General features: G+C 72.6%; 18 protein-coding genes. 11 read left to right on the top strand and 7 right to left on the bottom strand.

Annotated elements, in window-relative coordinates:
• Window positions 1-188: 188 nt before the first annotated feature.
• On the top strand, window positions 189-1,679 hold the full coding sequence (locus ABZZ17_RS38135) for a hypothetical protein (protein WP_356883662.1): 1,491 nt from the start codon (window positions 189-191) through the stop codon (window positions 1,677-1,679).
• Between the two features lie 145 nt (window positions 1,680-1,824).
• Here ABZZ17_RS38135 and erpA read toward each other — a convergent pair whose 3' ends face one another.
• Window positions 1,825-2,181: an iron-sulfur cluster insertion protein ErpA gene (gene erpA, locus ABZZ17_RS38140; RefSeq protein ID WP_008738845.1), complete on the bottom strand. Its 357-nt coding sequence runs from the start codon at window positions 2,179-2,181 to the stop codon at window positions 1,825-1,827.
• Window positions 2,182-2,526: 345 nt separating this feature from the next.
• On the opposite strand from erpA, the gene nadA reads away from it, so the two are divergent.
• Window positions 2,527-3,714 carry a quinolinate synthase NadA gene (gene nadA, locus ABZZ17_RS38145; protein ID WP_356883664.1) on the top strand — a complete coding sequence of 396 codons (1,188 nt, stop codon included), beginning with the start codon at window positions 2,527-2,529 and terminating at the stop codon, window positions 3,712-3,714.
• A gap of 121 nt (window positions 3,715-3,835) precedes the next feature.
• The gene (locus ABZZ17_RS38150) at window positions 3,836-4,480 is read left to right on the top strand and encodes a hypothetical protein (RefSeq protein WP_356883666.1); all 645 of its coding nucleotides are present in this window, start codon (window positions 3,836-3,838) and stop codon (window positions 4,478-4,480) included.
• 73 nt (window positions 4,481-4,553) lie between these two features.
• On the opposite strand, the gene ABZZ17_RS38155 is transcribed toward ABZZ17_RS38150, so the two are convergent.
• The 3 genes from ABZZ17_RS38155 to ABZZ17_RS38165 form a co-directional block, all read right to left on the bottom strand.
• Window positions 4,554-7,676: an efflux RND transporter permease subunit gene (locus tag ABZZ17_RS38155; RefSeq protein ID WP_356883668.1), complete on the bottom strand. Its 3,123-nt coding sequence runs from the start codon at window positions 7,674-7,676 to the stop codon at window positions 4,554-4,556.
• A gap of 179 nt (window positions 7,677-7,855) precedes the next feature.
• Window positions 7,856-8,575 (bottom strand): response regulator transcription factor, encoded by a 720-nt coding sequence (locus ABZZ17_RS38160; protein ID WP_356883670.1) that lies wholly within the window; start codon window positions 8,573-8,575, stop codon window positions 7,856-7,858.
• A gap of 50 nt (window positions 8,576-8,625) precedes the next feature.
• A complete protein-coding gene (locus tag ABZZ17_RS38165; protein WP_356883672.1) occupies window positions 8,626-9,447 on the bottom strand; it encodes an adenosylcobinamide-GDP ribazoletransferase in 822 nt (273 codons plus the stop codon).
• A gap of 85 nt (window positions 9,448-9,532) precedes the next feature.
• On the opposite strand from ABZZ17_RS38165, the gene ABZZ17_RS38170 reads away from it, so the two are divergent.
• Window positions 9,533-10,342, top strand: coding sequence for a hypothetical protein (locus tag ABZZ17_RS38170; RefSeq protein ID WP_356883674.1), 810 nt, complete (start codon window positions 9,533-9,535; stop codon window positions 10,340-10,342).
• 95 nt (window positions 10,343-10,437) lie between these two features.
• On the opposite strand, the gene ABZZ17_RS38175 is transcribed toward ABZZ17_RS38170, so the two are convergent.
• Both ABZZ17_RS38175 and ABZZ17_RS38180 read right to left on the bottom strand, forming a co-directional pair.
• Window positions 10,438-10,716 (bottom strand): hypothetical protein, encoded by a 279-nt coding sequence (locus ABZZ17_RS38175; RefSeq protein ID WP_356883676.1) that lies wholly within the window; start codon window positions 10,714-10,716, stop codon window positions 10,438-10,440.
• A 13-nt stretch (window positions 10,717-10,729) separates the two neighbouring features.
• The gene (locus ABZZ17_RS38180) at window positions 10,730-11,521 is read right to left on the bottom strand and encodes a PspA/IM30 family protein (RefSeq protein ID WP_356883678.1); all 792 of its coding nucleotides are present in this window, start codon (window positions 11,519-11,521) and stop codon (window positions 10,730-10,732) included.
• 283 nt (window positions 11,522-11,804) lie between these two features.
• Here ABZZ17_RS38180 and ABZZ17_RS38185 point away from each other — a divergent pair, with 283 nt between their 5' ends.
• On the top strand, window positions 11,805-12,413 hold the full coding sequence (locus ABZZ17_RS38185; RefSeq protein WP_356883680.1) for a DUF3043 domain-containing protein: 609 nt from the start codon (window positions 11,805-11,807) through the stop codon (window positions 12,411-12,413).
• 110 nt (window positions 12,414-12,523) lie between these two features.
• On the top strand, window positions 12,524-13,231 hold the full coding sequence (locus ABZZ17_RS38190) for a methyltransferase domain-containing protein (protein ID WP_356883682.1): 708 nt from the start codon (window positions 12,524-12,526) through the stop codon (window positions 13,229-13,231).
• Window positions 13,232-13,300: 69 nt separating this feature from the next.
• On the opposite strand, the gene ABZZ17_RS38195 is transcribed toward ABZZ17_RS38190, so the two are convergent.
• Window positions 13,301-13,513, bottom strand: a complete 213-nt coding sequence (locus ABZZ17_RS38195; RefSeq protein WP_356883684.1) for a hypothetical protein — start codon at window positions 13,511-13,513, stop codon at window positions 13,301-13,303.
• A gap of 93 nt (window positions 13,514-13,606) precedes the next feature.
• On the opposite strand from ABZZ17_RS38195, the gene ABZZ17_RS38200 reads away from it, so the two are divergent.
• The 5 genes from ABZZ17_RS38200 to ABZZ17_RS38220 all read left to right on the top strand — a co-directional run bounded on the left by ABZZ17_RS38200 (window position 13,607) and on the right by ABZZ17_RS38220 (window position 19,902).
• Complete coding sequence (locus ABZZ17_RS38200) at window positions 13,607-14,812, top strand: bifunctional adenosylcobinamide kinase/adenosylcobinamide-phosphate guanylyltransferase (RefSeq protein ID WP_356883686.1); 1,206 nt, start codon at window positions 13,607-13,609, stop codon at window positions 14,810-14,812.
• Window positions 14,813-14,885: 73 nt separating this feature from the next.
• Window positions 14,886-15,950: a nicotinate-nucleotide--dimethylbenzimidazole phosphoribosyltransferase gene (gene cobT, locus ABZZ17_RS38205; protein WP_356883688.1), complete on the top strand. Its 1,065-nt coding sequence runs from the start codon at window positions 14,886-14,888 to the stop codon at window positions 15,948-15,950.
• Between the two features lie 80 nt (window positions 15,951-16,030).
• Window positions 16,031-17,914, top strand: a complete 1,884-nt coding sequence (locus ABZZ17_RS38210) for a phosphatidylglycerol lysyltransferase domain-containing protein (RefSeq protein WP_356883690.1) — start codon at window positions 16,031-16,033, stop codon at window positions 17,912-17,914.
• Entirely contained in the window at window positions 17,911-18,645 is a 735-nt protein-coding gene (locus ABZZ17_RS38215) for a hypothetical protein (protein WP_356883692.1), read from the top strand. Before ABZZ17_RS38210 ends, ABZZ17_RS38215 begins: the two co-directional genes overlap by 4 nt.
• Before the next feature lie 81 nt (window positions 18,646-18,726).
• Window positions 18,727-19,902: a histidine kinase gene (locus tag ABZZ17_RS38220; protein WP_356883694.1), complete on the top strand. Its 1,176-nt coding sequence runs from the start codon at window positions 18,727-18,729 to the stop codon at window positions 19,900-19,902.
• Window positions 19,903-20,004 lie beyond the last annotated feature (102 nt).

A 20,004-nucleotide genomic window follows, 5' to 3' on the forward strand; every position in this document is an offset into this window, starting at 1 on the left:
TACGCGGGCTTCCGCCCGGCGCACCGAGAGCACGCACCAGACGCCGCAGGGCCGCCCTCCGGGCGACGACGGGAGTTTGACGACAGGCCCTAGGGGACCAAGGGACCAGGAGACCCGGGGGAACCGGTTCCGCCGCTGCCACGTCACACCCGCATCACGTACGGCGGGACAGGCGAAGGAGCGAATCGGTGACCAGCGAACAACCCGACACATCACGCGCCACACGACGGCGGCCGTCCTGGGCCATCGGCTCGATCGCGGCCGCCGTCCTGCTGGCCGGCGGTGGCACGGCCTACTGGGCCTCGACGGCCCACGGGGACGGTACGGGTGGCGGCGGCCGTACGGGTGACAGGGCGGCCTCCGCGCCACGCGACGCGGCGACGCCCTCGGCCCCGCCCTCCGCGCCGAACGGCATCGCCCCCGGAGAGCCGGACCCGTCCGGGTCCGGGGTGACCTACAAGGCCGACGTACCGCTGCCGGAAGCCCCGGCGACCGCGCCCTCGTTCGCGGCGTCCGGCGAGATCACCTCCGACGAGGTGGCGCGGCTCGCGAAGGCCCTCGGGATCGACGGCGCGCCCCGGCTGAGCGGCGACGTCTGGCAGGCGGGCGAGTCCGCCGACGGCTCGGGGCCCCGGCTGACGGTCACCCGCAAGGCACCCGGCACCTGGAGCTTCTCGCGCTTCCAGGGCGTCCCGGGGCAGGGCGACGGTACGGGCAACGGCGTCGGCGACGACTGCGTGCGGGGCAAGGACACCTGCGGTCCGGCGACCCTGCCGCAGGGCGGCGCGGACGCTCCGGCCGCACGGACCGACTCGGGCGGCAAGCCGGTGTCGGAGGAGGCGGCGAAGGCCGCGGCGGCCCCGGTGCTCGCGGCGGCGGGCCAGGGTGACGCCCGCGTCGACGCCCGGCTCGTGCAGGGTTCGGTGCGGGTGGTGAGCGCCGACCCGGTGGTGGGCGGGCTGCCGACCCAGGGCTGGTCCAGCAAGGTGAGCGTGGGGGCGGACTCCAAGGTGGTGGCCGGCAGCGGTGAGCTGAAGGCCCCGGTCCGGTCCGGGGAGCAGCCCGTGGTCGGGGCGGTCGAGGCGCTGGCCCGGCTGAACGCCCGGAACACCGGTGACGGTACCGGTCCGGGCCCGAGCGGCTGCGCGACCTCCGTCCCGCTGACCCCGGACACGCCGACGGGGGCCACGGACACCGTGCCGTGCAACCCGGAGCCGCGTCCGATGAAGCCGCCGCGGACGGAGTCCGTACGGGGAGCCGTGCTCGGCTTGGCGCCGGGTACGGTCGACGGCGGGCGGGGCCTGGTGCCGGCCTGGCTGTTCGAGGTGGCCGGAAAGTCCGGCGGAGCGGGCCACACCGTGGTGGAGCCGGCCGCGGCCGAGGGCGGCGGGGGAACCCCGGTGCCTCCGCAGGGCCGTACCGTGCCCGGGTTCTCGTACGCCGAGGCCGACCGGAAGCTGACCGTGAACTTCTGGGGCGGGGTGTGCAGCAGCTACGCCGTGGAGGCGCGGGAGGAGGGCCCGTCCGTCCTGGTGAAGATCACCGACACTCCGAACAAGCCCGGTCAGGCCTGCATCATGGTCGCGCAGGAGATGGCGCAGACGGTGACGCTGAAGGAGCCGCTCGGGGACCGGAAGGTGGTCGACGCGACGACGGGGAAGCCGCTCCCCCGCCAGTAGCGGCCGCCGGGGAACGCACGAGGGCCCGGGCCCCGGTCGGATTCGACCGGGGCCCGGGCCCTCGCCGCTGTACTGGACGACGCTGTACTGGACGGCGCTGTACTGGATCGCCGCCGTACTGGTTGAGCCGTACGGCTCGGCAGGACTAGCTGAACGAGTCGCCGCAGGCGCAGGAGCCGGTGGCGTTCGGGTTGTCGATCGTGAAGCCCTGCTTCTCGATGGTGTCGACGAAGTCGATCGAGGCACCGTGCAGGTACGGCGAGCTCATGCGGTCGGTGACGACCTTGACGCCGTCGAAGTCCTTGACGACGTCACCGTCGAGGGAGCGCTCGTCGAAGAAGAGCTGGTAGCGCAGGCCGGAGCAGCCACCGGGCTGGACGGCGACGCGCAGCGCCAGGTCCTCGCGGCCCTCCTGCTCCAGCAGGGTCCTGACCTTCTCGGCGGCGGCGTCGGACAGGAGGATGCCGTCGCTCACAGTGGTCTTGTCGTCCTGTACGGACATCTGCATTCACTCCCGAAGTGGGCGGCTCCCCGCCGGAGGCTGGGGAAACGTCGGACTCTTGCCGTCGGTGGCAACCAGCGCGACCGCGGATTCATTCCGGGTCCCGCTCCTTGTTTCAGACATTCATGCTCGCACACCCGCGCGTGGGGGTGGGCCCGGCGAAGCGGACCGGCCCGGGAGCCCGTCCGGGGGCCGCCCCCGGACGGGCGAATGCGTCACATCGACACTATCGGCATCGTCAAAGTGACGTGAAGCGGCTATGATAGATAGCGTCAAATAGACGAGAAGTGGTAGCGCTGTCGTCTGGCGATGTCTTCAGAAGTTCCTAGTCGCAGAACAGAAAGGGTGCGTGTCGTGACCACCGCCCAGCCCTTGGACGTCCAGCCGACGCCCCTTGCCCTGCTGCTGCTCGGCCGCGAGGCCGACCCCAAGAGCGAGCGCGGGGTGGAGTGCCCCGGCGACCTGCCCTCCCCGTCGGACCCGAACCTCGTGGCGCGCGCCCGCGCGGCCAAGGAGAAGCTCGGGGACAAGGTGTTCATCCTCGGCCACCACTACCAGCGTGACGAGGTCATCGAGTTCGCCGACGTCACCGGTGACTCGTTCAAGCTGGCCAAGGACGCCGCCGCCAAGCCGGAGGCCGAGTACATCGTCTTCTGCGGCGTCCACTTCATGGCCGAGTCCGCGGACATCCTGACCGGCGACGACCAGAAGGTCGTCCTGCCCGACCTCGCGGCCGGCTGCTCGATGGCCGACATGGCCACCGCCGAGCAGGTCGCGGAGTGCTGGGACGTCCTGACGGAGGCGGGCATCGCCGATGTCACCGTCCCGGTCTCGTACATGAACTCCTCCGCCGACATCAAGGCCTTCACCGGCAAGCACGGCGGCACGATCTGCACCTCGTCCAACGCGAAGAGGGCCCTGGACTGGGCGTTCGAGCAGGGCGAGAAGATCCTCTTCCTGCCCGACCAGCACCTGGGCCGCAACACCGCCGTCCGCGACATGGGCATGTCCCTGGACGACTGCGTGCTCTACAACCCGCACAAGCCGAACGGCGGCCTGACCGTCGAGCAGCTGCGGAACGCCAAGATGATCCTGTGGCGCGGCCACTGCTCGGTCCACGGCCGGTTCTCGGTGGACTCGGTCAACGACGTGCGCGCGCGGATCCCCGGCGTCAACGTGCTGGTGCACCCCGAGTGCAAGCACGAGGTCGTGGCGGCCGCGGACTACGTCGGTTCGACGGAGTACATCATCAAGGCGCTGGAGGCGGCCCCGGCCGGCTCCAAGTGGGCCATCGGCACCGAGCTGAACCTGGTCCGCCGCCTGGCGAATCGATTCGCCGCCGAGGACAAGGAAGTCGTCTTCCTCGACAAGACGGTCTGTTTCTGCTCGACGATGAACCGCATCGACCTCCCCCACCTGGTGTGGACACTGGAGTCCCTGGCCGAGGGCAACCTCGTGAACCGGATCCAGGTCGACAAGGAGACGGAGAGCTTCGCGAAGCTCGCGCTGGAGCGGATGCTCGCCCTCCCGTAGGGGCCCGTACGACGCGCCGAAGGGGCGCCCGGCACCCGCCGGGCGCCCCTTCGGCGTTCCCTTCCACCGGGCGGCCCAAGCGGGCGGGCGGCGGGCGTCGCCCGAGCGCACCCTGGGACCCATGGGCGATCTCGTGAGGCAGCAGCTCCGCACGGGGCACACCTGGGTCGCGAGCATCGCCTCGGTGGCCGCCCTGGCGTTCTCGGGCTACAACTTCTCGCAGTTGCAGGAAACCCCGCAGACGGACCTCGCCCTGCCCGTGACCCTGAAGCTGGACCGGGACGAGAGCGGGACGTCCGTCATGCTGCAGCCGACCGTGTCCACCCGGTACGACACCAGCGACGTGGAGATGATCACCGACGTCCGGCTGGAGCTCAAGCCGGAGGCCGGGACGGGTACCGCGCCCGACTTCTACTGGCGGGAGAACGTGAAGTGGTCGGTGATCCCGAGCGAGCCGAATCAGGGCGGGGGCTCGGTCTGGTGGGAATTCGCCTCCGATCCCGTGCCGTTCAACGTCACCCAGACCACGCCCCAGCAGCAGATCCTCCAGTTCAAAACGCACAACTGGAACCTCACCCCGGGCCGCTACACCGGAACCCTGACCTTGCTCAGGGCGAGCACCCGCGACCCGATCGTGCGGCCGTTCTGCCTGGCGCTGCGCTCCGAGGACATCAAGACGATCTTGAACGAGCCGGGGAGCTACTTCGAGTTCCGCAGGGACGTCCCCGGGAAGCACGCGGGCGGTTGCTACCACCGGTACGGGTGAGCTCCGGGAGGGTACGGGCAAGGCCCCGGACACCAGCGCGCGGCGGTGTCCGGGGCCTTGGGGGCCGGCCCGGTCAGACCTTGACCGGGGGTTCCGCTTCGGCCGGGGACGGGACGGGCTTCAGGCGGGCCGCCTTCTTCGCGCGGCGGCGCTCCTTGCGGAGCTCCACCATCGTGTAGAGGGTCGGCACCAGCAGCAGGGTCAGCAGGGTGGAACTGACCAGGCCGCCGATGACCACGACCGCGAGCGGCTGCGAGATGAAGCCGCCCTCGCCGGTGACGCCGAGCGCCATCGGGAGCAGCGCGAAGATCGTCGCCAGGGCGGTCATCAGGATCGGGCGGAGCCGGTGGCGGCCGCCCTCGACGACCGCCTCGACGACGCCGAGGCCCTGCGCGCGGTACTGGTTGACCAGGTCGATCAGGACGATCGCGTTGGTCACCACGATGCCGATGAGCATCAGCATGCCGATCATCGCGGGGACGCCCATGGGGGTGCCGGTGACGATCAGCAGGCCGAGCGCGCCGGTGGCCGCGAACGGGATGGAGACCAGCAGGATCAGCGGCTGGACCAGCGAGCGGAACGTCGCGACCAGCAGCATGAAGACGATCGCGATGGCCGCGAGCATGGCCAGGCCCAGCGAGCCGAAGGCCTCGTCCTGGTCCTCGGAGACGCCGCCGATGGAGGCCGACGCCCCCTCGGGCAGGTCCAGCGCCTTGATCTTCGTCTGGAGGGTGGTGCTGACGGCGCCGGTGTTCTCGCCGACGGGCCGGGCGGTGATGGTGGCGGCGCGGGCGCCGTCGATCCGGGTCATCGCGACGGGGCCGGGGACCACCTTGACCTCGGCGATGTCGCCGAGCTTGAGCGGGCCGACGGGCAGGGCCTGGAGCTCGGCCAGGGTGGTGGCCGGCTGGGCGGACCTGATGACGACGTCCCGCTCGGTGTCGTCCAGTACGGCCTTGCCGACCGGGTTGCCCCGGACGGCCTGCGCGACGACGGCGCCGAGCGCGGCCTGGTCCAGGCCCGCCTCGGCGGCCTTGGGGGTGGCGGTGACGGAGATGCGGGGCACCGACTGGGCCAGGTCGCTCTGGACGTCGGCGACGTCCTTGAGGGTGGCCACCTCGGCGCGGACCTGCTCGGCGGCCTTCGCGAGCGTGCCGGCGTCGCCGGCCTTGACGACCACGCTGAGGTTCTGGCTGCCGAAGCCGTCGCCGGCCGCGATACGGGTGTCGCCGATGCCGTCGAGCTTCGCCAGCTCGCCCTCGATGCGCTTCTTCACGGCCTCCCCGTCACCGGAGTCCTTCAGCATCACCTGGTAGGAGGCCTGGTTGGAGCCCGTACCGCCGCCGAAGGCGGCCATGAAGCCGGAGGAGCCGACGGTGACCTGGTAGCTCTTGATCCCCTCGACGGAGGAGAGCACCTTCTCGATCTTGCGGCTGGACTCGTCGGCGGCGGACAGCGAGGTGCCGGGGGCCAGCTCCTGCTTGACCGTCAGGACGTCCTGCTCGCCCTGGTCGAAGAAGTTGGTCTTCAGCAGCGGGGTCATCCCGAACGTGCCGATCAGGACGACCACCGCGATGGCCACACTGGTCAGGCGGCGCCGGGTGGCGAAGCCCAGGACCCGTACGTAGAACCGCTGGAGGCGGCTGCGCGCCTCCTTCTCCTCGGCCGCGCGGCGGGCCTCGGCGGCGCTCTCGGCGTCCCCGGCGGTCACGCCCTTGGGCGCGCTCAGGAACCAGTACGAGAGCACCGGGACGACCGTCAGCGACACGAGCAGCGAGGCCAGCAGGGCGGCGGTGACGGTGAGGGAGAACGAGCCGAAGAGCTCGCCGATCATGCCGCCGGTCAGGCCGATCGGCAGGAAGACGGCGACGGTGGTGAGCGTGGAGGAGGTGACCGCGCCGGCCACCTCCTTGACCGCGGTGAGGATCGCCGCCTCGCGCTCCTCGCCGTAGCCGAGGTGGCGCTTGATGTTCTCCAGGACCACGATCGAGTCGTCGACGACGCGGCCGATGGCGATGGTGAGCGCGCCCAGCGTCAGCATGTTGAGCGACAGGTCGCGGGTCCACAGCACGATGAGGGCGAGGACCACGGACAGCGGGATGGAGACCGCGGTCACCAACGTCGAGCGGAGCGACGCGAGGAAGACCAGGATCACGATCACCGCGAAGACCAGGCCGAGGAGGCCCTCGGTGGTGAGGCTGGAGATCGACTTGGCGACGGCCGGGCCCTGGTCGCTGACCACGGTCAGGGCCGCGCCGGAGCCGAGGGCGGAGCGCAGCTCGGGAAGCTTGTCCTTGACGGCGTCCGAGATGGCGACGGCGCTGCCGTCCTTGTCCATGGTCAGGACGACGGCGAGGCTGGGCTTGCCGTTGGTGCGCGTGATGGAGTCGGCCCTGGCCGGCTCCTGCTTGACGGCGGCGACGTCACCGAGGCGGACGGCGGGCTTGCCGGGGCCGGGGCTCAGGCGCAGGTCCTCGACCTGGGCGAGCGAGGTGTAGCCGGCGCCGACGCGGACGGTGCGGTTCTTGCCCTCCTCGTCGAAGGAGCCGGCCGGGACGGTCGCGCCGCCCGCCTGGAGGCCCTTGGCGAGGGAGCCGCCGTCGAGGCCGGCGGCCGCGAGCTTGGCGTTGTCGGGGGTGACGGTGACCTGGAGGTCCCGGACCCCGTCGATGCTGACCTGGCCGACGCCGTCGATGTCCTCCAGGACGGGGACGACGGAACGCTCCAGCTGGTCGGCGAGGGCCTGCTGGTCCTTGTCGGAGGTGACGGCGAGGATGACGGTCGGGATGTCGTCGGTGGAGCCGGCCACCACCTGCGGGTCGACCTCGGCGGGCAGCCGGACGCGGGCCCGGTTGACGGCCTGCTGGACGTCGGCGACGAGCTGCTTGGTGCCGCTGTCGCCGTAGTCGAAGGTGGCCATGACGAGGGCGTTGCCCTCGCTCGCGGTGGAGGTGATGCCGGTGATGCCGTCGACGCCCTTGAGGGTGGCCTCGATCGGCTCGACGACCTGCTTCTCCACGACGTCGGGCGACGCGCCCTGGTACGGCGCGAGCACGGACACCATGGGCAGTTCGATGGAGGGCAGCAGCTGTTGCTTGAGCTGCGGGATGGCTATGGCGCCGAAGAGCAGCGCGACGATCGACACGAGGCCGACCAGTGCTCTCTGCGAAAGGCTGAAGCGGGACAGCCAGGACATGGATGGGATCTCTCTGCAGTGACGTGTACGTACTCATGCCGTCAGGCAGGCGCGAGGGAACCCCAGCCTTTCGTACGCCGGGGGCCGATCGCGTCGCTCGCAGGTCCCGTCCTTATCTGCGGCATACCGCGTCCGCAGTAGTCCCTCCTACTGCGGCGAGCGCCGCACGCTCCGGCCGGTCACTCGGCGCGCGGCCGCACCAGGCCCGATTCGTACGCGATGACCACCAATTGCGCCCGGTCCCGCGCGCCGAGCTTGGCCATGGCCCGGTTGACGTGGGTCTTGACGGTCAGCGGGCTGACCTCCAGGCGGGCGGCGATCCCGTCGTTGGAGAGGCCCCCGGCCACGTGGACGAGGACCTCGCGCTCGCGGCCGGTCAGCGCGGCGAGCCGTTCGGCGTGGGCCGAGCCGGCGGCGGGGGCGTCGGCGTGTCCGCCCTGCGCGAGGAAGCTCGCGATGAGCCCCTTGGTCGCGGCCGGGGACAGCAGGGCCTCCCCGGCGGCCGCCACGCGGATGGCGTTGAGGAGCTCGTCGGGCTCGGCGCCCTTGCCGAGGAAGCCCGAGGCGCCGGCGCGCAGGGCGGCGGCGACGTACTCGTCGACCTCGAAGGTGGTCAGCATGACGACGCGGACCGCGGCGAGTTCCGGGTCGGCGCTGATCATCCGGGTGGCGGCGAGGCCGTCGGTACCGGGCATCCGGATGTCCATGAGGACGACGTCGGCCCGCCGTTCACGGGCGAGGGCGTACGCCTGCGCCCCGTCGGAGGCCTCCCCGACGACCAGCATGTCGGGCTCGGAATCGACGAGCACCTTGAACGCGCTGCGCAGCAACGCCTGGTCGTCGGCGAGCAGCACCCTGATGGGAGCCCCGCCCTGCGTCTGCTGCACGCTCTCGTCCACGCCCCGAGGGTACGCGGCACACGGCGTCGGCCACGGGCCAGGGGCCGGCGTCAGCCCAGGGCCAGGAGGAGGAGGGCGGTGGTGGCGGCGGTTTCGCTGAGGGCGCCGAAGACGTCGCCGGTGACTCCGTCGAAGCGGTGGACGCAGCGGCGCAGGAGGAATTCGGCGGCGGCCAGCGCGGCCAGGACGGCCGCCGCGTACTGGGCGGCGGCGGGCAGGCCCAGCGGCAGGGCGGCGAGGGCCGCCGCCGCCGTGACCAGGACGGTCACCGCGACCGCCGCGCGGTACGGGACGACGCCCGCGACCGTCGCGCCGAGCCCCTCGGGGCGGGCGGCGGGGACGCCTTCGCGGGAGGCGAGGGTCATCGCGAGCCGTGCGGTGACGGCGGCGACGACGGTGGCGAGGGCGCCCCGTACCCAGCTGTCGGCGTAGATGTCGGCGAGGGCGGCCGCCTGCACGAGCAGGACGATCAGCAGGGCGATGACCCCGAAGGGGCCGATGTCGGACTGCTTCATGATCCGCAGCGCGTCCTCGGCGGGCTTGGCGCTGCCCAGTCCGTCGGCCGTGTCGGCCAGGCCGTCGAGGTGCAGCCCGCGGGTCAGCGCGGCCGGTACGGCGACGGTGACCGCGGCGGCGAGCAGCGGCCCGCCGTCGAGGAGCACCATGAGGGCGCCGGGCACGGCGGCGAGCAGCCCGACGGCGAGGCCGGCGAGGGGGGCGCAGGCCATGCCGGTGCGGGCGGCGGGCCGGTCCCAGCGGGTGATGCGCGCGGGCAGCACGGTCAGCGTGCCGAACGCGAAGCGGAGCCCGTCGGGCAGGGAGGCGCGCTCGGAGGGCGGCACGGGGGGCGGATCGTCGAACGAATCTTTCATCGGCGGGAACGCTACCCGCTCCGGGAGGGCGGTAAATTGCCTCATACGCGCCAAATCGGGAGCCGCCACACAGAGAGCTGGTGCGATGGGTCACTGGTGGTACCGCAACATCGTCGAACCAGGGAAGCTCCCGCTGCTGCTCGCCCTGCTGGCGTTCGTGACCTCGTTCCTCGTCACCCGGGTGATCACGCGGATGATCCGCGCCGGGAAGGGCCCCTTCAAGAACATCACTCCGGGCGGGATCCACGTCCACCACGTGGTCCCCGGGGTGGTCCTGGTGATCGTCGGCGGGTTCGGCGCCGTCGGCAGCGGCCGGCACGGGTTCGGCGCGGGCCTCTCGGCCGTGCTCTTCGGGCTCGGTGCGGGCCTGGTGCTGGACGAGTTCGCGCTGATCCTGCACCTCGACGACGTGTACTGGAGCGAGCAGGGCCGCAAGAGCGTCGAGGTCGTGGTGGTGACGGCGGCGCTGGTGGCGCTGGTCCTGGGCGGGTTCCTGCCGTTCGGGGTGAACGAGCTGACCGCCGACGAACGGCAGAACCGCGGGCTGGTGGTCATGAACACCGCCACCAACTTCTTCCTGGCCCTGATCGCCCTGTGGAAGGGCAAGGCGCGCACCGCGGTCTTCGGCCTGGTGGTCCCCTTCGTCGCCCTGATCGGCGCGGTGCGGCTGGCCCGGCCCGGCTCCCCGTACGCGAAGAGGTTCTACGCGAACCGCCCGCGCGCCCGCGCCAGGGCCGGGCTGCGCGCCTTCCACCACGACCGGCGCTGGGCGCACCCGCGCCGCCGCTTCGAGAACTTCATCGGCGGGACCCCCGACCCGGACCGGGCCGCGGTGGAGAAACAGGAGCGGCAGGAGCGGCAGGGGAAGCACGAGAAACGCGGTCGGCGGGAGTGAGCGGGCGCGTACGCGAAGGGCCCGCCCCCTGAGTCAGGGGGCGGGCCCTTCGCACGTCGGTGTCCTGGTGCCCGTACGGCCGGCCGGCGAGGAGGTCAGCCGGGGATCAGCCCGTCGTCGCTGAGCATGTCCCTGACCTCGTCGAGCGTGGCGTCGGGTCCGGGCAGGATCAGCTCGGACGGCTCCAGCGCCTCGTCCGGGAGCGGCTCGCCGAGCCGCCGCACGGCTTCGAGCAGTGCGCCCAGCGTGCGCCGGAAGCCGTCCTCGTCACCGCTCTCCATCTCGGCGAGCAGTTCGTCGTCCAGCTTGTTGAGCTCGGTGAAGTGGCCGTCGGCCATCCTCACCTGCCCCTCCCCCATGATGCGGACAATCATGACGGGCCCCGTCCTACTGCTTGTCGAACCGGTGCTGGGTCTGCGACGGCTGGGTGGTGCCGGGGGCGCCGCCCTCGATGGCCTGCTGCTGCGCCGAGGGGCCGCCCGCCAGTTCGGCCTTCATCCGCTGGAGCTCCAGCTCGACGTCGGTGCCGCCGGAGAGGCGGTCCAGTTCGGTCTGGATGTCGTCGCGCGCCAGCCCGCTCTGGTCGTCCAGCGCACCGGAGGCCAGCAGCTCGTCGATCGCGCCGGCCCGGGCCTGGAGCTGTGCGGTCTTGTCCTCGGCCCGCTGGATCGCCAGGCCGACGTCGCTCATCTCCTCCGAGATGCCGGAGAAGGACTCGGCGATCCGGGTCTGCGCCTGGGCCGCGGTGTACGTGGCCTTGATGGTCTCCTTCTTCGTGCGGAAGGCATCCACCTTGGCCTGGAGGCGCTGGGCGGCGAGGGTCAGCTTCTCCTCCTCGCCCTGGAGGGTCTGGTGCTGCACCTCCAGGTCGCTGACCTGCTGCTGGAGCGAGGCGCGGCGGGACAGGGCCTCGCGGGCCAGGTCCTCGCGGCCGAGGGCGAGCGCCTTGCGGCCCTGGTCCTCCAGCTTGGCCGACTGGCCCTGGAGCTGGTTCAGCTGCAGTTCCAGGCGCTTGCGGGAGGTCGCCACGTCGGCTACCCCGCGGCGTACCTTCTGGAGCAGTTCCAGCTGCTTCTGGTACGAGTAGTCAAGGGTCTCGCGCGGGTCCTCGGCCCGGTCAAGGGCCTTGTTCGCCTTCGCGCGGAAGATCATCCCCATACGCTTCATGACACCGCTCATGGGCTTCGCGCGCCCCCTTCTGACGGACTTCGCTCAAGGTCACCGACAGGACCACAGTACGGGCCCTGCATCTATTACCGCACTGTTCGCGTACGGATGCGCTCCTCCTCCAGGACGACTACGCCCGCACCGTGTCAGGCGTAAGGAGTAGGTGATCCCCGAGAACCCCGGAAACGCTCCGGGGCCTCCCGGGAGTGCCCACGGGAACCGCTACTGGGAAGACGCCCGCCGTTGCCGGATCGTTCCCCGCCGGGGTGGGGCACGTGCCCTCGACCACGTAGGCTTGGGTTTTGTGTTTGGTAGCCGCTCCTCCAAGGAAGAGAAGGCCGCCGCCACCGACAAGGTGAGCGCCGACCTCTCGCAGCCCCGTGACCCGCAGGCCCCGAAGGGCCGCCCGACGCCGAAGCGTGCTGTGGCCCAGTCGCAGCGCAAGGCCGTGGTGGCCTCGACCGGCAATCGCAAGGAGGACGCCAAGCGAGCCCGTGAGCGCCGCCGCGTAGAGATGGCCAAGCAGCGCGAAGCGCTGGCCAGTGGTGACGAGCGTTATCTGCCCGCCCGTGACAAGGGCCCGGTACGCCGGTTCGTCCGCGACTTCGTGGACTCCCGTTTCTCCGTCGCCGAGATGTTCCTGCCGCTGGCAGTGATCATCCTGGTGCTGAGCATGGTCCGGGTGCCGTCGATCCAGAACATCGCCCTGATGCTGTGGCTCGGTGTGATCGCCCTGATCATCGTCGACTCCGTCGGCCTGGTGTTCCGTCTCCGCAAGGCGCTGAACGAGCGCTTCGCGGACGAGCCCCGCCGCGGCGCCGTCGCGTACGGCCTGATGCGCACCCTCCAGATGCGCCGGCTCCGCCTGCCGAAGCCGCAGGTCAAGCGCGGGGAACGGCCCTGAGCCGAGCGACGCCCGGAGCATCTGGGGCGTCGGGGGACGGCTTCTCCGGGGGAGCCCGGCTGTGGCTGGAGGGTCTGGGCGGACTGCGCAACGCCGTCCGCCAGGAACTCGTGGGCCGGCAGGTCGAGGAACAGATCGCGCACCGCTTCCCCGTCGGGCAGCGGCTGCGCGTCCTCGACGTCGGCATGGGCCAGGGCACCCAGGCGCTGCGCCTCGCCCGCGCCGGGCACAAGGTCACCGGCCTGGAACAGGACCCGGCCATGCTGGAGGTCGCCCGGGCCGCGCTGGCCGCGGAACCCGCCGGGATCCGCGACCGGGTCACCCTGCTGGAGGGCGACGGCCGTGAGACCGGAGCCCACTTCGGGCCGGGCAGCTTCGACGTGGTGCTCTGCCACGGCGTCCTGATGTACGTGGCCGAACCCGACGCCATGCTGGCCGGGCTCGCCCGGATGCTGGCCCCGGGCGGACTGCTGTCCCTGCTCGTGCGCAACGGCGACGCGCTCGCCATGCGGCCGGGCCAGTCCGGTGACTGGACGGCCGCGCTGGCCGCCTTCGACACCGTGGACTACAGGAACCGGCTCGGCCTGGACGTACGGGCCGACCGGCTGGCCGGGCTGACGGCGACGCTGTCCGGGATCGGCGCGCCCCTGCACACCTGGTACGGGGTCCGGGTCTTCACGGACGGCACCGAGGCCGGGGACGAGCTGCCGCGCGACGAGGAACTGGAGCGGCTGCTGGCCGCCGAGGAACGCGCCGGGCGGACCGACCCCTACCGCGCGGTGGCGGCGCTCCTGCACCTGTGCGGGGTCCGCGGCTAGGCAGTTTCTTCCGGTACGCCGCTTCCCCGGACCCCGCTTCGGCGGGGCCCGGGGGCGGGCCCGGCCGGATCAGGCGTCGAGGGCCGCGCGGAGGCTCATCGTGTACAGCTCGGTGCCGCTGTCGTCGGACAGCTTCACCTGCTCGGTGCCGCCTTCCAGCAGGTCCTTCCAGTACTCACCGATCCAGGACTCCGCGTCCCCCTGCGTGGTGAACTCCTCCGGTACCACCGCCGGTGCGGTCTCGGTGCCCTCGGCCGTCTCGAACCGCCACGTCCACGCCATGTCCGCCTCCGTTGCTCGTCCGCTTCTCACCTTGAGTGTGCCCGCAGAGTAACCGGGCGCGCACCAGTCCCGGCGACGCGGGAGGATCTCCGTGTGGAACTCACTCTGCTCGGCACCGGTACACCCGAAGGACTGCCCCGCCCCGGCTGTCCCTGCGCCGCCTGCGCGGTCTCCGTGGGCACCCGGTCCCGCGCCGCGACGGCCGTACTCGTGGACGGGGCGCTGCTGCTCGACCTGACCCCGGGGGCGGTGCTGGCCGGTGCCCGCGCCGGGCATTCGCTGGCCGGCGTACGGCAGGTCCTCCTGACCCATCCGCACGACGGGCCGGCCGTCGAGCTGCCGCCGGGCCTGCCGGCCGCGGGGCGGGTCCCGGACGGGCGGGAGCTGTCGGTGATCAGCGGGCACCGGGTGCGGGCCGTGCCGATGGACGCGCCGGGCACCGGCTACGAGGTCACGGGCCCCGACGGCAGCCGGCTGCTGTACCTCCCCCCGGGCGGGGCCCCGGCCGGCACGAACGGGACGTCGGCGCAGCGCGCGTACGACATGGTCCTCGCGGACGTGCTCGGCCGGCCGGAGGCGCTGGCACGGCTGCGGGCGAGCGGCGCGGTCGGCCCGGCCACCGACGTGATCGCCGTGCACCTGGACCACGACACCCCGCCGGGCCGGGAGCTGGAGCGGCGGTGCGCGGCGGCCGGGGCGCGGGCGGTGCCGGACGGGACCACGGTGGTGGCCGGCGAGTACCACGCGGTGCCGGACGTGCCGCGCCGGACGCTGGTGCTGGGCGGGGCCCGTTCGGGCAAGTCCTTCGAGGCGGAGCGGCGGCTGGCGGCCTACCCGGAGGTGGTCTACGTCGCCACGGGCGGTACCCGCGACGGTGACGCGGAATGGGCGCAGCGGGTCGGCCTGCACCGTGAGCGGCGGCCGGCGAGCTGGCGGACGGTGGAGACCTGCGAGCTGGTGCCGCTGCTGGAGGAGGCCGGGCCGGCGCTGCTGATCGACTGCCTGGCGCTGTGGCTGACCGACGCCATGGACCGGGCCGGGGCCTGGGACGACGCGGTGTGGGCGGCGGGCGGGCAGAAGGAGCTGCGCGAGCGGGTCGCCGACCTGGTGGCCGCGGTCCGCGCGACGCGCCGCCCGGTGGTGCTGGTGAGCAACGAGGTGGGTTCCGGGGTGGTCCCCGCGACGGCGTCGGGACGCCGCTTCCGGGACGAGCTGGGGCGGCTGAACAACGCGGTGGCCGGGGAGTGCGAGCACGTGCTGCTGGTGGTCGCGGGACAGGTGTCGGTGCTCAAGGAGTAGCCGTCGCGGACGGGCCCGCCGCCCCCCTCCCAGGGGGCTTGGGCAGGGCCTCACCGGCTGTACGCTCTGGCAGATGACCACGCTGAATCTCGACGACTTCTCCGATCTGATCGAGCGCCCCGACGGGGGCGTCCGGCGTGACGCCGAGGATCGCCGTGAGCGGCTGGCGGTGCCGCCCGGCGCGCTGGGCCGGCTCGACGACCTCGCCGAGTGGCTCGCCGCCGCGCAGGGCCGGGTCCCGGTCTGGCCGATCGGACGGCCGCGCGTCGTGCTGTTCGCCGCCGACCACGGGATCGCCGCCGAGGGGGTCTCCGCGCGGGCCGCGGGCACCGCCCACGAGCTGGTGCGCTCCGTCCTCGACGGGAACAGCCCGGTGTCCATCCTGGCCGGGCGGCTCGGTGCCACCGTACGGATCGTGGACGCGGGCCTGGACTGCGATCCGGAGCTGCTGCCCGAGGACGTGGTGCGCCACCGCGTGCGGCGCGGGAGCGGGCGGATCGACCGGGAGGACGCGCTGACGGCGGAGGAGGCCCGGGCCGCCCTGGAGCTCGGCATCCGCATCGCCGACGAGGAGGCCGACTCCGGTACGGACCTGGTCGTCCTCGGGGACCTGAGCGTCGGCGGCACCACGGTGGCCGCCACCCTCGTCGCCGCGCTCTGCGGTACGGACGCCTCCGTGGTCACCGGCCGCGGCGGGGTGCCGATCGACGACCTGACCTGGATGCGCAAGTGCGCGGCGATCCGCGACGCGCTGCGCCGGGCCCGGCCGGTCCTCGGCGACCAGGTGGCGCTGCTGGCGGCGGTCGGCGGCGCGGACGTCGCCGCGATCACCGGGTTCCTCCTCCAGTGCGCGGTGCGCCGTACGCCCGTCATCCTCGACGGGGTCGTCTCGGCGGCGTGCGGGCTCGTGGCCCAGCGGGCGGCGTTCCGTGCCCCGGACTGGTGGCTGGCGGGCCAGGCCAGCGGCGAACCGGGCCAGGCGAAGGCACTGGACCGGATGGCACTCAACCCTGTGCTCGACCACGGCGTCACTGTGGGAGAAGGAACCGGGGCATTGCTGGCGCTCCCCCTGGTCCAGGCGGCTGCCGCGCTCGCGGCGGACCTCCCGGAGCGGGTGGTGGAACAGCCGGTGGAGTGAGGCGACGGGCGCCACGGACCCGACCAGTCCGCGGCGCCCGGACCGTCCGTGGACAGCGATGCCCCATATCATCGCTTTTCATGGGAGAGGTCCGCTTGACCAGCGCAGAGACCGACCGGAGCCCCGCACAGGCGTCCGGCAAGGGTTCCAACGGCAGGAGGGAAACCGGCGGCGACCCCGCCGGGAGGCCGGAGACCCGCAGGGGGAGCACGCGTTCGCGGCGTGCCGCGGGCTTCGCGGTCTGGTACCTGAGAGCCGTCACCTTCGTCAACTTCCTGAGCGCGGTGTGGCTTTCGCTCGGGCAGGACCTGCGCCGGCACAACACCGCCGACTTCTACACCCCGTACCTGCTCACCGCGGGCTTCGCCTCCGGGCTGTTCTCGCTGCTGCTGGCGGTGACGATGGGCCGCCGCAAGCGGGCCGCCTGGATCCTCAACCTCGTCGTCAGCGGAATGCTGCTGCTGGCGTTCGCGGTCGCCGCCTTCGCCCCTTGCACCGGCGGCGAACTCGACTTCTGCTACCCGGAGTTCCGCGACCACGCGCAGAACTGGTTCTCGCTCGCCCTGACCGCGGCCTTCGTCGGCGCCCTGCTGCTGGGCCGCCACGAGTTCTACGCCAAGGGCGACCGCTCCAACCCCAAGCTGGCGACCGCCGTGGGCGCCGTCGGCCTGCTCGTCACCTCGCTGGTCGCCGCCCTGCTCGTCGGCGCGACCAACACCGACGCCGACCGCGCCGACGCGACGTTCCTGGCCCGCTGGCGGTACGGCGTGATGCGGCTGATCACCCTGGCGCCCGACGACAAGGCGTACAACGCGATCACCACGCCCGCCTGGGTGGACGTCTTCGTCAACGTGATGTCGATGCTGCTGCTCCTCGCGGTGCTGTTCGCGGCCTTCCGTTCGCGCCGCGCCGTCGACCCGCTCACCGCCGACGACGAGGAGCGGCTGCGGGCCCTGCTCGCCCGGCAGGGCGACCGGGACTCGCTCGGCTACTTCGCGCTGCGCCGCGAGAAGTCCGTCATCTGGTCCCCGACGGGCAAGGCCGCCGTCACCTACCGGGTCGTCGGCGGGGTCTCGCTCGCCTCCGGCGACCCCATCGGCGACCCCGAGGCCTGGCCCGGCGCGATCGAGCCGTGGCTGGCGGAGGCCCGCGAGCACGGCTGGGTTCCGGCCGTGATGGGCGCGAGCGAGGAGGCCGGGCAGATCTACGCCCGGCACGGCCTGGACGCGCTGGAACTCGGCGACGAGGCCATCGTGGAAACCGCCGAGTTCACGCTGGAGGGCCGGGCCATGCGCACGGTCCGCCAGGCCTACAACCGCGTCAAGCGGGCCGGGTACACCGTCCGGATCCGCCGCCACGCCGACATCCCGGCCGACGAGATGGCCGTCCTCCTGGAGCGCGCCGACGACTGGCGCGACGGCGCGACCGAACGCGGCTTCTCCATGGCGCTGGGCCGGCTGGGCGATCCTGACGACGGCCAGTGCGTGATGCTGGAGTGCACCGACGGGAACGGCGACCTGCGCGCCGTACTGTCCTTCGTGCCGTGGGGCCCCAAGGGGCTCTCCCTCGACCTGATGCGCCGTGACCGGGATTCCGAGAACGGCCTGATGGAGTTCATGGTCATCGAACTCCTGGAACGCTCCAAGGAGATCGGGGTCACACAGGTCTCACTGAACTTCGCGATGTTCCGTTCCGTCTTCGAGCGGGGATCGAGGCTCGGAGCGGGTCCGGTGCTGCGCATGTGGCGCTCGCTGCTGAGCTTCTTCTCCCGTTGGTGGCAGATCGAGTCCCTCTACCGGGCCAACGCCAAATACCGGCCCATCTGGGAACCGCGGTTCATGCTCTTCGAGAAGAGTTCCGACCTGTTGCGGATCGGTATCGCGGCGGGCCGGGCCGAGGGCTTCCTGGAGGCGCCCGGCCTGCCGAAGTGGCTGCACCGCAGACATCTGGAGACGATTCGTTGACGGCTCGGACGACGACCCGGACGAAGGCCCCGCTACGACGGTTCGCCCGCCGGGAGTGGGGCCCCCTGTTCCGGACGGTCCGGGACGCCCTCGTCCGCGACTCGTGGCGGGCGGTCCCGATGACGATCGGCGCCGTCTGCCTGACCTCCGCCTTCCAGATCGTGCAGAACACGTCCTGGGGCTTCCAGCCGGTCCAGAACCTCGGCTCGGTCAAGGCCGCCGACCCGCTGTGGCTGGCCCTCCTGCGCACGCCGCTGTCGCTGTTCGTCCCCGCGCTGGACCTGCCGGTGTGGGGGGCGCTCGCGCAGATCCTGCTGGTCTTCGGGATCTCCGAGATCTGCATCGGCTGGTGGCGGACCCTGCTGATCGGCTACGTCGCCACCCTCGCCGGGACCACGTACGCCCGGATCGGCCTCTCCGTGGGCCCCGACCATCCCCTCGGCCTGCCGGAGTCCGACCGGATCGTCAACGACACCGGGCCCTCGGCGGCGGTGGTGGGCCTGGCCATCTACGTGTGCTGGCGCTACCGGGCCTACCTCACCGGGGCCCTGGTGATCGTGGTGATGATCGCCGAGGTGCTGTTCAAGAACAACCTCGCCGGCAAGGAACACCTGGCGGCCATCGCCGCCGTCATGGCCCTGTGCGCGGTCCGCGCGAAATGGGGGCCGGTCCGCTCCCGGACCCCCCTCGGGCGACGGCCTCCGCCGCCCCCTCCCCCGCGGCCCGCCTGAGCCGTACGCGCCGCGCGCGGGAGCCCGTACCGTATCCGCGTGAGCACAGACCTCGGGCCGTTCGCCCCCACCCGCCAGTGGATGCGCGCCCATCCGCTGGCCACCGACGCGGTGCTCGCGTTCGGGGCGCTCGTGGCCATGGTCGTCGGGTCCTTCGCCGATCCGCACGGACCGCACGGGCCCACCTTCGGGACCCGCGCCCCGGATCCGTTCTCCCTGCTGCTGATGGTCCTCGGCGCGGCGGCCCTGGTGCTGCGGCGCCGACGGCCGCGCGCCGTCCTCGCCGTCACCTGCGGGCTGTCCCTGCTGGAGCTGACGACCGGCGAGCCGAGGGCGCCCGTCGCCATGTGCACGGTGATCGCCCTGTACACCGTGGCGGCCCGCACCGACCGGCCCACGACCTGGCGGATCGGCCTGCTCACCATGGCCGGGCTGACGGGCGTGGCCATGCTGGCCGGACCGCTGCCCTGGTACGCGCAGGAGAACCTCGGCATCTTCGCCTGGACGGGGATGGCCGCGGCCGCCGGGGACGCGGTGCGCAGCCGCCGGGCCTTCGTCGACGCGATCCGGGAGCGGGCCGAACGGGCCGAACGGACCCGGGAGGAGGAGGCGCGGCGGCGGGTCGCGGAGGAGCGGCTGCGCATCGCCCGGGACCTCCACGACGTGGTGGCCCACCACATCGCCCTGGTCAACGTGCAGGCGGGGGTGGCGGCGCACGTCATGGACAAGCGCCCCGACCAGGCGAAGGAGGCCCTCGCCCACGTACGGGACGCGAGCCGGTCCGCGCTGAACGAACTGCGCGCCACGGTCGGGCTGCTGCGGCAGTCCGGCGACCCGGAGGCTCCGACCGAACCGGCCCCCGGACTGGCCGTACTGGACGAGCTGCTGGACACCTTCCGGCACGCCGGGCTGCCGGTGGAGGTGTTCGTGGAGCTGGGGCGGGAGCGGGCGGCCCTGCCCTCCGCCGTGGACCTGGCGGCGTACCGGGTGATCCAGGAGGCGCTGACCAACGTGCGCAAGCACGCGGGCCCGGGAGCCAGGGCCGAGGTCAGCGTGGTGCGGGTCGGCGCCTCGGTGGAGGTGACCGTGCTGGACGACGGGGGTGACGGCGCGGACCCGTCGCCGGAGCCGTCCGATCCGAACGGCGGCCACGGCCTGCTCGGCATGCGCGAACGGACGGGCGCCCTGGGCGGCTCCTGCTTCGCCGGCCCGCGCTTCGGCGGCGGCTACCGCGTCCACGCGATCCTGCCGACCTGACCCCGGCCCGGTCACGGCACTAGGGCCTGTCGTCAAACTCCCGTCGTCGCCCGGAGGGCGGCCCTGCGGCGTCTGGTGCGTGCTCTCGGTGCGCCGGGCGGA

The organism is Streptomyces sp. NPDC006512 (genome assembly GCF_040611935.1).
In the GTDB taxonomy this organism is placed as follows: domain Bacteria; phylum Actinomycetota; class Actinomycetes; order Streptomycetales; family Streptomycetaceae; genus Streptomyces.